Below are 12464 nucleotides of genomic sequence, written 5' to 3'. Positions count from 1 at the left end.
TCGGTGCGTCTCGCGCTACGTTTGGAATATGCGCGGGTAGCACACCGGAATCGCCCGCGGGCTCGGGGCGCACTCGTAATGGCGGGAGGTGGGCGAGATGAAACCACAGCCGCAGCCGGAAGGCTCTCGGGGCGACTCTACTCGCCCCGAATCTGCCACGCAGGCATACGTTCCCATCAGCATTGTCGATGAACTCGAGGCCATGGGGCTGGTCGCGGCCGAGGAGGTCGGGCGCGGCGGGTTCGGGGTGGTTTTCCGGTGTACACAGGCCGTTCTGGACCGCATTGTCGCGGTGAAGGTGCTCTCGACCGAGATCGACGACGAGAGCCGGGAGCGCTTCCTGCGCGAGGAGCACGCCATGGGGCGGCTCTCCGGGCATCCGAATATCGTCGACATCCTGCAGGTCGACGTGACCGCGAGCGGCCGGCCCTACATTGTGATGCCGTATGCGACGCACGGGTCGCTGGAACAGCTGGTGCGCGACAATGGCCCGCTCACCTGGTCCGATTCCCTGCGGGTCGGGGTGAAGCTGGCGGGGGCCATCGAGACCGCGCACCGCGCCGAGGTTCTGCACCGGGATGTGAAACCCGCCAATGTGTTGTTGAGCCGATACGGCGAACCGCAGCTCACCGACTTCGGAATCGCTCGCATCCCAGGCGGTTTCCGCACTTCCACAAGTTTGATCACCGGATCGCCCGCCTTCACCGCGCCCGAGGTCCTCAAGGGTGACGAGCCGACGGTGCGCTCGGATGTGTACGGTCTCGGCTCCACCCTGTTCGCCCTGCTGACCGGCCATGCCGCCTACGAGAGGCAGGCGGGGGAGAAGGTGATCGCGCAGTTCCTGCGCATTACCAGCCAGCCGGTACCGGATCTGCGGGAGCTGGAGATTCCACCGGCCGTGGCGGCCGCCATCGAGGCGGCCATGTCGCCCGATCCGCGCGACCGGCCCGAGACGGCGGTGGAATTCGGGGAACTGCTGCGTACGGCCCAGGCCGAGAACGGGCAGGTGCCCGACGAAATGGCGCTGCTGGACGGCGCGGTGGAGATCGAATCCATCGATGGTGCGGAATCCGGTGCCACCCAGCAGTATTCGCGGCAACGCCCGGGACCGGTGGTGAGCTCCCCGCGCAATCGCTCACTGATACTGGGGCAGGGGACGCCGAGCGGCAAGTTCCCGCTCCTGGGCGGAGTGAGTACGCCGACCGGAAATACGCTGCCGCCCACGGCAACTACAAAATTCCGCCCGCCGACACCCGCGCGCGAGCCGGTATCGCGGCCGCGCCTGCTGGAACCGCTGCGGGCCGGGGGACGGCGGCGGCTCGCAATCATCCACGGCCCGGCGGGATTCGGTAAGAGCACCCTGGCGGCACAGTGGTGCGCCGAGCTCACCGATCGCGGAGTCGCGGTGGCCTGGATCGGCATCGATCGCGACGACGACAATGAGGTGTGGCTGCTGGCCCACATCATCGCGGCCATTCGCCGGGTGCGGCCGGAGCTCGGGGCCGGGCTGGAGCAGGTGCTGGAGGAGCGCCCGGCCGAGGCGGTGCCCTATGCGGTGTCCGCGCTCATCGACGAGGTGCATGCCGGGGGCAAATCCGTTGTCGTGGTGGTGGACGACTGGCATCGTGTCACCGATACCGGTGCGCATCGCGTGATGGATTCGCTGCTCGACAATGGTTGCCACCATTTGCGTTTTGTCGTCACCAGCCGGGAGCGGGCCGGATTGCCGCTGAGCCGCTTGCAGGTGGCGGACGAATTGGTCGAAATCGGTTGTGAGCAGCTGAGTCTCACCGAGGAGGAGACCCGGCAGATCCTGGTGGATCGCACCGGCCTGCAGCTCACCGACCGGCAGATCGAGCAGATATACAGCGCCACCGACGGCTGGCCCGCCGCCATCCAACTGGCCGGGCTCTCGCTGCGCGCCCGGGAATCGGACGCGGACAAGCTGATCTCCCGAATATCCGGTGACAACAAGGCGATTCGCGAATACCTCGCCGAGAACGTGCTGGACAGCCTGGAACCGCGCATGCTCGACTTCCTCACCGGGATCTCGGTGCCGGAGCGAGTGAACGCCTCACTGGCGGAGGCGCTGACCGGAATCGCCGAGGCCGCCGATCTGCTCGATCAGGCCGAACAGCGGGAGTTGTTCCTGCACCGGCTCTCCGAGGATTCCGCCTGGTATCGCATGCAGCCCATGGTGGCGGAGCATCTGCGGGCCCGCTTGGAGCGCGCCCACCCCGGTCAGGTGAAAGCGCTGCACCGCAAGGCTTCCCGCTGGTTCGCCGAACATCAGCTGCTGCGCCAGTCGGTCGATCACGCGCTGGCCGCCACCGATTTCAAGTTCGCCCTGGATCTGGTCGAGAACGGCGGCATGGATCTGATCGACCGCTCCCGGCTGGCGACTCTGTTCGGAACGGTATCGAAACTTCCTGTGCAGCAGGTGACTTCGCGCAGCAAGCTATTGATGGCGCTGGCGCGGGCCAATGTGAATCTGCAGCAGTCCGGCGCCGCGCGCACCGCACTGGGCAGGCTCTCCAGCATGCTGGCGCGCAGCTCGCCCACCGATGCGGAGGCGGTGAATCAGCGCTGCCAGGCGGCGGTGCTGGCCGCCGCCGATCAGGTGGCGCGGGATCGCACCGACGGTGTGCTGGACAAGCTCACCGACTGTCTGGAGCTGGCCGACGAGCTCCCGGCCTGGACGGTCTCCACCGCCGCGAATCTGGTGTCGTTCGTGCGGCTCTGCGATTTCGACTTCGACGGTGCGCGCGGTATGCAGGAGTGGGCCGAGCCCTATCACCAGCGTTCCGCCGATCCGCTGGGCGAGGTGTTCGGCCTGTGCGGTCAGGGTGATGCCGCCTATGAGCAGCTCGATATCGCGACCGCCACAGCATGTTTCGAGCAGGCATGGCAGACGGCACGGGATCGCTCCGGCCCGCGCTCGGACTCGGTGCGGGTGGCGGCGGCACTGCTGGGCGAATTGGCTTATCGCCGTGGCGATCTGGAGAGCGCGGAGCGACTGCTGGATCAGAGTCATCAGCTGGTCACCCATGTCGGGCCGGTCGACTTCCTGGTGAGCATCTTCGTGATCGGCGCGCGGGTGAAGGCGGCGCACGGTGATCTCGATACCGCCGCCGCCCGGCTGGACGAGGGTGCGCGGATCGCAGTGGATCGCAAGCTCGTCCGCCTCGCCGCGCACATCCGGGCCGAACGGCTGCGGCTGGGCCTGCCGTCCGATCAATTGACCGCCGGTCTGATCACCGACCCCATGGTCCGTTCCGTCCGGCATCTCACGGGTGCGTCCGCGCTGGCCTCCGAGGCCGAGGAGATCGCCGTCATCCGCGCTCTGCTGGCCCGCCACTATCGCGGGGACGACCTCGGCGGCACCGATCCGCTCGCACCCCTCGGCACGGACGACACCGCCGTCAAACGGGCTCGTGTGCTGCATGCCCGGATACGCGAGAAGAATCGCCCCCGGGCCGAACTCGACGCGGCGCTGCTGCTCACCGAATGCCTGTCCGCTTCCGGATGGGTCGGTGAGTCCATAGGCGTGCTGACGCCCGTGGTGATCCGCTGTGCCGAACTGGGCTGGACGCGTCCGCTGCTGGACGCCGGGCCGGGTGTACTGGGCATCCTGCGCACCATGCGCAGCCAACTCTCGCTGGTCGATACCGGTGACGATCCGGAGCTGCCCCGCGCCTTCCTCGACGCCCTACTCTGAGCACGCTCATCCCGGCTCTCAGCAAGGCCCTCGTCATCCCGGCGTGCTTGTGGCCGGGATCCACAGTTACGTGATCGATCCCCCTCGAAACACCCCTGAATTACGAGTGTTCATACGGTCGCCAGGCTTCATTGAGGTCGTTCACAGGGTTTCTCGAGGAAAGTCATCGACAATCGCCGACGTGGTATCCACCCGAGTGCTGTCGCAGAACCCACCCCTGGCTCCGCCTCCAGCGCCGCACGCGCCGGTGAATACAGGGCATCAGGGGTTCGAGTTCCATCACGGGCTTTCGCTGCTGAACGGCTGGGTCCCGCAGGTAGCGGCGTTCCTGGCGGTATTCGCTCTGATCGTGGCGCTGGTGCGGTTCAACCGGCGCTGGTGGCTGGTGGGATTGCCGATCTGTCTGGCCGTCGGGGTGGCCGTCGCCTGGGGCTCCTGGATGTACATGAATGACGAAGGGCTGGCGTCGGATCCGGCTCCGATGCTGCTGTGGGTCTGCATCGGCATGATCGCGGCGGCACTCGGCGCGATCATGGTGGGTTTCCGCCGCGGTCCGTGGTGGCAGACGGTCGCCGCGGTGCTGGCGGTGCCGTTCGCGCTTGTGAACGCGCTGATCGTGCTGGACCAGTGGGTCGGTTACTACCCGACGGTGCAGTCGGCGTGGGCCGCGGTGACCGCCGAGCCGCTGCCGCATCAGACGAGCCTGGCCTCGCTCGCGAGTCTGCGGAATACGAATGTCGGCACGGGTCGCATTGTCCCGGTGGATATTCCGGAGACCGGCAGCCACTTCAAGCACCGTACCGAGTACGTCTACCTGCCGCCGGCCTGGTTCGCCGGTGACAAGCCGCCCGCACTCCCGGTGATCATGATGATCGGCGGTGAGTTCAACACCCCCAAGGACTGGGTGAACAGCGGCCAGATCATGCCCGCGGTGGACGATTTCGCGGCGAACAACAACGGTCAGGCGCCGGTACTCGTCTTCGTCGACTCGGGCGGCAGTTTCAACAATGACACCGAATGCGTGAACGGCACCCGCGGCGATACGGCCGATCACCTGACCAAGGATGTGCCCGACTATGTGGAGTCGACCTTCCGCGTCTCCAACGATCCGGCCGAGTGGGCGGCGGTCGGCTGGTCCATGGGCGGCACCTGCGCGGTGGATCTCGCGGTCATGCACCCGGAGCTGCTGAACACCTTCGTCGATATAGCCGGTGACCTGGGCCCGACCGCGGGCACCAAGGAGCAGACCATTCGTCGCCTGTACGGCGGAAATGCCGATGCCTGGGCACAATTCGATCCGCAGACGGTCATGGCCGAGCACGGGCCGTACTCCGATATGGCCGGCGTCTTCGACGATCTGACCCCGCCGAAGCGGCAGGCGGAGATGTACCAGAAGTACGCCCAGATGCGCGGCCCCGCCAAGGATGACGACAATGCCGGACTGGGCGGGCACGACGGCGTCATGGACACCGGTGAGGTCGGCGCGGCGGACACCCTCTGCGGCGACGGTCGCAAGGTGAATATGACGTGCTGGGTGAACACCGCGGAGGGTGGTCACACCTGGCAGTTCGCGTCGTCCGCCTTCACCTCGGCACTGCCGTGGCTGACGGCTCGCCTCGGACTGCCGGTGCAGAACCAGTCCTGAGCGAAACAGGCTGCTCAGGCCTTCCACCACGGCCGCAGCGGCACCGTCCAGGCCTGATCGTCACCGAGCTTCACGCCCAGCACCTGATGCAGCTGCACCACATTCTTCTCGAAGCCGAGCTGACAGCCGGCCATGTACAGCCCCCACACCTTGGCGGTGCCCTCGCCGACCTCGTCGACGCAGGCTTCCCAGTTCTTCACCAGGTTGTCGCACCATTCGGCGAGGGTGAGCGCGTAGTGCTGGCGCAGGTTCTCCTCGTGCAGCACCTCGAGTCCCACGTTCTGGATCTCGGAGATGATGCGCCCGGAGCCCGCGAGCTCACCGTCGGGGAACACGTAGCGGTCGATGAAGTCGCCCGCCCGGGTGGTGTGCTTATTGTCCGGCCGGGTGATGGTGTGGTTGAGGAAGGTGCCGCCGACCCGGAGCTTGGACTGCATGTACTCGAAGTAGGCGGGGTAGTTCTGCACCCCGATGTGCTCGGTGAGGCCGATGGAGGAGACGGCGTCGAATTCGTCCTCGGCCACATCGCGGTAGTCGGAGTGGCGCACCTCGGCGAGCTCGGACAGGCCCTCCTCGGCGATCTTCTGCTGCGCCCATTCGGCCTGTTCGGCCGAGAGCGTGGCGCCGATTACCTTGATCCCGCGCTTGGCCGCGTACCGCACCATGCCGCCCCAGCCGCAGCCGATGTCGAGCAGCCGGTCGCCGGGCTTCAGGTTCAGCTTGTCGAAGACCAGCCGGTACTTGTTCTCCTGCGCCTGCTCGAGGGTCCAGGACTCGTCCTCGTACACCGCGCAGGTGTAGGTCATGGAGGTGCCGAGTACGTGCTCGTAGAAGGTGTTCGAGACGTCGTAGTGGTGGTGGATCGCCTCGGCGTCGCGAGTCTTGCTGTGCCGCAGGCCTTCCAACGCGATGCGGCGCCAGCGCGGCAGCGTCTCCTGCGGCGGCGGGGCCACCGGCTTGAGCAGCTCCCAGCCGAGCGAGCGCGCGATGGCGACCAGCTGCATGGCGGTGGGCCGGCGGAACTTCAAGCCCGCCATGGCCTTCAGGAGTTCGTACGGATCGCCGGCGTGCACGCCGTGCGCGATCATGTCGCCGGAGATGTAGGCGCGGGCCATACCCAGATCACCGGGTGCGTTGGCCACGTAGTTCACGCCGCGGGGGTGGATGATCTCCAGGCCGAACTCCGAGTCCTCGGGACCGGTGCTGCTGCCGTCGTACGCGGTGAAGCGAATCGGCACCGGGCCGTCGATGAGGGTCTCGAAGATCTCGGCAATGGTGAGCTTCGTTCCGAGCTCGGCGAATACGTCGGAACGATCCTTGAACGTGGTCACTTGCGTTGCACCGCCTTCGAATACAGATCCAGTAAACGAGAATCCGGGTCGTAGGTTCGTTTGAGATTCCGGTACGTGTCGCCGCCGTAGTAGAGGTCGGCGAACTCGTCCAGTTCGTAGTAGGAGTCCGAGTACAGCGACTTGTGGCCGTCGAGGGCGGACACCTCGTGCTCGATGGCGCGATTGGCCGCGCCCTCCGGCTGCCCCGCGGTGGTCGGCACGGCAGACCAGAAGCCGATGTTCACATAGGTGCGATCGGGTTCCAGCGGATAGAGCGGCCAGGGGCGTTCCGGACCACCCTCCGCGAGCGGAATATTGGCAGGGCCCCGTAAACGCAACGGGCACAACCAGATCGGCTCGATCGGGATCTCGCGCAGGAACCAGTGCAGGAATTCCGCGGTGCGCTCGATGGGTACCTCGATGTCCTGCACCACCCGTTCGCGCGGCAGATTGCCCTGGCGGGCCTCGAGCCGGTCGCCGATGCCGTACTTCTGGTCGAGTGCGATGAGCTTCCAGTAGAAGCTGCTGCGCCGGTACTGCTTCGGCCAGATCTTCCGGATCTTCGGGTTCTGGGCGCCGAACGCGCGCGAGCACCAGAACCAGTCGGTGTCCCAGCGCCACAGATAATCCGCGATGGTGAGCCGGTCGCGTTTGGGCTCGGCGGAATCGTGCTGGATGGACCGGTAGAAGATGCCCTGATCGGTGTAATCGCTGACCGGGCCGGTTTCGGCGGTCTGCCGGCCCAGCACCAGATAGCTCTCGTCGGCGGTGAATACCGCGCCGTCGAGGTAGTCGACCTGCTCGCCGGCGTACGAGCGGTCCGCGATGATCTGCGCCATGGTTGTTTCCAGCTCCCGCAGATCATGAAACCGTATGTGCCGCAGCGCCACATACGGTTCGACCACTTCGAGCTGGATTTTCAGGCGGGTGGAGTAGCCCAGCGTCCCGTAGGAGTTCGGGAACCCCCGGAACAGATCGGCGTACTTCCCGTCGGGGGTGGCGGTGACGATCTCGCCCGCCCCGGTGAGCACGTCGATCTCCAGCACCGACTCGTGCGGCAGGCCGTTGCGGAAGGAGGTGGACTCGATCCCCAGTCCGGTCACCGCCCCGCCGAGGGTGATGGTCTTGAGCTGTGGCACCACCAGCGGCGCCAGGCCGTACTGCAGGGTGACGGCGACCAGATCCTCGTAGGTGGTCATGCCCGCCACATCGGCGGTCCGCGCCTGCGGATCCACCGCTATGACCTGCGTCAATCCGGAAACATCCAGGCCCGGCGCAGTGCTCTTCGCGCGCGCCCGGAACAGATTGGAGGTCTTTTTGGCCAGGCGAACGTTCGCATCGGGCGGAATGGCACGATACGACGCGAGCAGTCGATCGACCCCAGCCTGATGCGCTGCGAACCCTGATTCCTGCGCGGCCGTTGCGCGGCCGGCCTTCCCCAACAGACTCACTGCCACCCCCGGAACGCTAGCCTGCACGGACCGCTCAGGCCAGCAGGAGCACACCGGCGGGCCGGTTTTTCACGCACAGTTTTCCTAGGTCGCGACGGTTGCTACCAGCTTCACCCCAAGTCTATTCCCGCCCGCCCCGTGATTATTCTTACTTCAGCTAACAATCGTTGCCCGGGGTGACAACTGATCTGGTTCCGACCGGGGTAACTCCTGAGGCACCTCAAAATAGGTGCCCCACGCCACCGGTCCTACGCGTCTAGAATTCCGTACGGCTCCCAGCTGGGCGCTAAAGTCCCGGAGGGGCAGAACAAAAGGAGCACATGGTGGGACAGGTCAGCGCCTCCAGTTCGGTCGTCGTAACGGCAGATCCGACGCGCACTCTCGATGCGATCGCGGATTACGAGTCGGTGCGGCCTCGCATTCTCTCCTCGCACTACCGGGACTACAAGGTGGTGGAGGGCGGTAAAGGCGCGGGCACCGTGGTGGATTGGACGCTGGATGCCACCGAGAAGCGTTCGCGCAATGTGCACGCGACCATCTCGGTCTCCGATTCCATGGTGACGGAACGGGATTCGAACTCCACCATGGTCACCACCTGGACGGTCACCCCGCAGGGTGAGGGCTCGCTGGTCACCACCCGCACCAGCTGGAAGGGCGCCGGCGGTATCGGCGGCATCTTCGAGGGCATCTTCGCGCCGCTCGGCCTGAAGAAGATTCAGGCCGAGGTGCTCGAAAACCTCAAGGAAGCACTCGCCTGAGTCCGTGACCAAGACGGTCGACCGACGAGCCGGCATCGTTTAACCGGCCGCTTTCTCCACAGCGATATCGAACAGGTTGCCCTCGGGGTCGGCGAAGGTCGACCACCGCACTCCGTACTCGTCGAAATCGGCGATGTGCTTGGCGCCGAGGGCAACCGCACGTTCGTGTGACTGGGGCAGATCGTCCGCGGTCAGATCCAGATGCACCACATTCTTACCCGGCGTCTTGTCCGGGACCTGGACGAACATGAGTGTCGGAGTGAATCCGGTGCTCTCGCCGACCGTGGCGAAGTGCTCGTTGCCGCCCGGATCGACGGTGCGCTCCAGCAGCTGCGCCCAGAATCCGGCCAGTTCGGCGGCATTCGCGCTGTCGACGGTGATGTTGGCGATCTTCAATGCCATAGCGGTGTCTCCTGTTCAGAGCCGGCCGATGGGCCAGCAGATTTCGGTGAGGTAGTCGGCCGGTTCGGCATCGCCGGGACCGACCAGGTAGAGCTCGCGAATGGGTTCCGCGAGCGCGGTGTCGTGTTCGGCCACATGGGTGCCGAGTGCGCCGTAGGTGCGGTCGAAGTCGGTGAACGGGCCGTGGTGGACGGCGACGGCGAAGCGGCGGGCGGGCATATCGACCACCGTGCTGATGATTCCGGCACTGCCGCCGAGCGTCCCGGTGGTGCCGCCGAGTGTCGCGAAACGCTCCCGGTCCGCCGGTGCGATCGGCACGAAGGCCACCACCTCGCCGAAGTCCTCCTCGAAGAACTCCAGCGCATAGGTCGCCCCGCCGGGTCCGTCCGGCTGTACGCCCGCGGTCTCCAGCGCCTGGTACAGCGCGGGGAAGGCGCTCTCGCACCACACGTCGATCGCGTCCCGGGTCACCTTCTCGGTGATGGCGAGCGCGGGATAGCTTGGGAGGGAACGATATTCGATCCGCAACCGAACCTCGCTCGGCGGCAGCAGCAGTGCGCGCAGCGAGGCCACCACATCGCGGGTACGCAGCAGCTCCGCCTCCATGCGCGCCAGATGCGCCCGCAGCGCGGCATCGCGTGCCTCCCGATCCGGTGCGGCCAGTACCGCTTTGATCTCCGGCACCGGCATGTTCAGCTCGCGCAGCCGCCGGATCAGATGCGCCTGCTCCACCTGATCGGTCGAATAGAAGCGGTAGCCGGAGCTGATATCCACCGCGGTCGGCTCCAGGAGCTCGATCTCGTGGTAGTACCGCAGCGCCTTCACGCTGAGATGGCTGAGCCGGGAGAACTCCCCGATCGGGACCGTCGCTGTCATGCCTTCAGCGAACACTCTCCTACCGGGGGAGAGTCAAGACTCGCCGCGCACGGCGACGACTAGGCTGGTGCCGATCGCTTACTAGAGAAGCGCAGGCCCCGCAGAGAGGACGCACCGTGCAACCCGGTGGAGAGTTCGATATCCAGCAGTTGATGGCCCAGGCCCAGCAGATGCAGCAGGCCGTGATGGCCGCACAGCAGGAGATCGCGGAGTCCGAGGTGGACGGCGAGGCGGGCGGTGGCCTGGTGCGCGCCAGGATTCGCGCCACCGGCGAGGTGCTGTCGCTGACAATCGACCCGAAGGTGGTCGATCCGGAGGATGTCGAGACGCTGCAGGACCTGGTCATCGGCGCACTCAATGACGCCATGGACAATGCGCAGCAGCTGGCCGCCGATCGGCTGGGCCCGCTGGCCGGCGGTCTCGGCGGCGGCGGCGCACTTCCCGGCTTCTGATTCGGGCAGCCGGGTTCTGATCGACGTCGGGGCAAGCCACAGAGAGGTGTGAAGGCGTGTACGAGGGTCCGGTTCAGGATCTCATCGACGAGCTGGGCAAGCTGCCGGGCGTCGGGCCGAAGAGCGCACAGCGCATTGCTTTTCATTTCCTCGCGGTGGAGCCGCCCGAGATCGACCGCCTGCAGGCGGCGCTGCAGAAGGTGCGCGACGGCGTGCGGTTCTGCGCCGTCTGCGGCACCGTCTCCGATGGGGAGCTGTGCCGTATCTGCGCCGATCCGCGTCGCGACCGCACCATGATCTGCGTGGTCGAGGAGCCCAAGGACGTGCAGGCCATCGAGCGCACCCGCGAATTCCGCGGCCGCTATCACGTACTCGGCGGCGCGCTCGATCCACTGTCGGGTGTGGGCCCGGATCAATTGCGCATCCGGGAACTGTTGACGCGCATCGGCAATCAGGACGACGGCGTCGATGTCAGCGAGGTCATCATCGCTACCGACCCCAATACCGAGGGCGAGGCGACAGCCACCTACCTGGTGCGCATGCTCCGGGATTTCCCCGGCCTCAGCGTCACCCGGCTCGCCTCCGGTCTGCCCATGGGCGGCGACCTCGAATTCGCCGACGAATTAACCCTCGGCCGAGCACTTTCCGGCCGCCGAGTTCTCTAGGCGCCGGACGTCCGGGGGTTTGGGGGGCGGAGCCCCCAGGTGTTCCCCGCCTTGGGGTTTCAGGGGCGTAGCCCCTGAGAGCTATCGAGAGTTGATCACGTCCACACGGGCGGTGCGAGTGCCGCCGGGTGCGGGCACGGGATGTGCTGGCTGTTGCGAGGTACGTCGGCGCCCGCGCCGGTGGCGTGCAATGCGACCACCGCGGCCAGGGCGGCGGCGATTCCGGCCAGGACGGCCAGACTCTTACGCAACCTCGGGGTGGTGGCTTTTCGTCGGCGTAGCTTCATACGTTCTCTCCTCGCTCCGGGTGAGTTACGAGAACAAGCAGCGTGAGACTTCATGCGGCACGAGACAGCGTGCTACCGCATCGGTGCGTTGTTGCATTAGTGAAAGGCTAGCGTTCCTACACCCGTGCAGACTGGACGGTACGGGTGTAGGAATCCGAATCGAGATGCGGTTGTTACTGCATTGTTCGCGTCCGCTATTGCTCGCGTCCGCTCAGAAGGTGAGGCGCTGCCAATCGAGGACGCCGAAGTTCGAGCGATCATCCAGGGTCCAGGACCAGATCAGGTCGGCGACGGTGTGCGGATCATCGATGCGCACGGTGAAATGCCGGTCCGGCGAACCGTCCCGGTATTCGACGTCGTAGCGCCCGTCTTCATGCCGGTAGATCTGGATATAGAACTGTTCGGCACTCTCGACGATCAGGTACGGGCCGGGCGCACTCAGCTCCGGCACCCACCGATGCGCCAGTGCGCTTGTGAGATAAGGAAATTCGCCCGCGCCGCCGTGTGAGACCGTGACCGGTACGGAATCGGCCGGATCGATGATCCAGGCCAGCTGCGGATCGTAGACGGCGTACCCGCGCGGCGTCGCCAGCTCGAACAGCAGGGCGCGCACATGCCCGATGGCGTCATAGGGGCTGGACACGAACAGTGCGGCGCCGATCGCGCCGTCGACGGCGTCGGCGCTCAGGAACCGATCGTCTTCGGGCAGCTCCGCATTGCGCTTGTCGAGCTCGGCGGCCATCTCGGCGACCGGGTTCGCAGCGGGTGCACCGTCCTGCGCGGTCAGATACGCATCGACGTCGGCGGGCGTCGCGGCAGCGCCGGAGGGCAGCAGAACGTAGTCGTAGCTCACCTGACCAGGCTAGTAGCCGACCGGGG

General features: G+C 66.2%; 11 protein-coding genes. 5 read left to right on the top strand and 6 right to left on the bottom strand.

Annotated elements, in window-relative coordinates:
* Window positions 1-97: 97 nt before the first annotated feature.
* Both OG716_RS30145 and OG716_RS30140 read left to right on the top strand, forming a co-directional pair.
* Entirely contained in the window at window positions 98-3718 is a 3621-nt protein-coding gene (locus OG716_RS30145) for a protein kinase domain-containing protein (RefSeq protein WP_405133902.1), read from the top strand.
* Window positions 3719-3899: 181 nt separating this feature from the next.
* Window positions 3900-5363: an alpha/beta hydrolase-fold protein gene (locus tag OG716_RS30140; protein ID WP_405133901.1), complete on the top strand. Its 1464-nt coding sequence runs from the start codon at window positions 3900-3902 to the stop codon at window positions 5361-5363.
* A gap of 14 nt (window positions 5364-5377) precedes the next feature.
* Here OG716_RS30140 and OG716_RS30135 read toward each other — a convergent pair whose 3' ends face one another.
* Both OG716_RS30135 and OG716_RS30130 read right to left on the bottom strand, forming a co-directional pair.
* Entirely contained in the window at window positions 5378-6694 is a 1317-nt protein-coding gene (locus tag OG716_RS30135) for a class I SAM-dependent methyltransferase (protein WP_405133900.1), read from the bottom strand.
* Window positions 6691-8145: an FAD-binding oxidoreductase gene (locus tag OG716_RS30130; protein WP_405140006.1), complete on the bottom strand. Its 1455-nt coding sequence runs from the start codon at window positions 8143-8145 to the stop codon at window positions 6691-6693. Before OG716_RS30130 ends, OG716_RS30135 begins: the two co-directional genes overlap by 4 nt.
* A gap of 323 nt (window positions 8146-8468) precedes the next feature.
* Here OG716_RS30130 and OG716_RS30125 point away from each other — a divergent pair, with 323 nt between their 5' ends.
* Window positions 8469-8903, top strand: a complete 435-nt coding sequence (locus tag OG716_RS30125) for an SRPBCC family protein (protein ID WP_405133899.1) — start codon at window positions 8469-8471, stop codon at window positions 8901-8903.
* Window positions 8904-8942: 39 nt separating this feature from the next.
* On the opposite strand, the gene OG716_RS30120 is transcribed toward OG716_RS30125, so the two are convergent.
* Both OG716_RS30120 and OG716_RS30115 read right to left on the bottom strand, forming a co-directional pair.
* The gene (locus tag OG716_RS30120) at window positions 8943-9305 is read right to left on the bottom strand and encodes a VOC family protein (protein WP_405133898.1); all 363 of its coding nucleotides are present in this window, start codon (window positions 9303-9305) and stop codon (window positions 8943-8945) included.
* Window positions 9306-9320: 15 nt separating this feature from the next.
* Window positions 9321-10181 (bottom strand): MerR family transcriptional regulator, encoded by an 861-nt coding sequence (locus OG716_RS30115; RefSeq protein WP_405133897.1) that lies wholly within the window; start codon window positions 10179-10181, stop codon window positions 9321-9323.
* 116 nt (window positions 10182-10297) lie between these two features.
* On the opposite strand from OG716_RS30115, the gene OG716_RS30110 reads away from it, so the two are divergent.
* Window positions 10298-10633 carry a YbaB/EbfC family nucleoid-associated protein gene (locus OG716_RS30110; RefSeq protein ID WP_327143211.1) on the top strand — a complete coding sequence of 112 codons (336 nt, stop codon included), beginning with the start codon at window positions 10298-10300 and terminating at the stop codon, window positions 10631-10633.
* Window positions 10634-10689: 56 nt separating this feature from the next.
* Entirely contained in the window at window positions 10690-11298 is a 609-nt protein-coding gene (gene recR / locus OG716_RS30105) for a recombination mediator RecR (RefSeq protein ID WP_327143212.1), read from the top strand.
* Between the two features lie 95 nt (window positions 11299-11393).
* Here recR and OG716_RS30100 read toward each other — a convergent pair whose 3' ends face one another.
* Both OG716_RS30100 and OG716_RS30095 read right to left on the bottom strand, forming a co-directional pair.
* Window positions 11394-11585, bottom strand: coding sequence for a hypothetical protein (locus tag OG716_RS30100; protein WP_355125717.1), 192 nt, complete (start codon window positions 11583-11585; stop codon window positions 11394-11396).
* Window positions 11586-11796: 211 nt separating this feature from the next.
* Window positions 11797-12438, bottom strand: coding sequence for a hypothetical protein (locus tag OG716_RS30095; RefSeq protein ID WP_405133896.1), 642 nt, complete (start codon window positions 12436-12438; stop codon window positions 11797-11799).
* Window positions 12439-12464: the final 26 nt, after the last annotated feature.

Origin of the sequence: Nocardia sp. NBC_01388, assembly GCF_045040085.1 — a bacterium.
Classification (GTDB): Bacteria; Actinomycetota; Actinomycetes; order Mycobacteriales; family Mycobacteriaceae; genus Nocardia.
The sequence above is the reverse complement of the archived record's forward strand: the minus strand, read 5'-3'. Positions and strand labels throughout refer to the sequence as shown.

Excerpts from the sequence above, each read along its gene's own strand:
- OG716_RS30145 (WP_405133902.1), top strand. The coding sequence starts at position 98 with ATGAAACCACAGCCGCAGCCGGAAGGCTCTCGGGGCGACTCTACTCGC.
- OG716_RS30120 (WP_405133898.1), bottom strand. The coding sequence starts at position 9,305 with ATGGCATTGAAGATCGCCAACATCACCGTCGACAGCGCGAATGCCGCC.
- OG716_RS30115 (WP_405133897.1), bottom strand. The coding sequence starts at position 10,181 with ATGACAGCGACGGTCCCGATCGGGGAGTTCTCCCGGCTCAGCCATCTC.
- OG716_RS30100 (WP_355125717.1), bottom strand. The coding sequence starts at position 11,585 with ATGAAGCTACGCCGACGAAAAGCCACCACCCCGAGGTTGCGTAAGAGT.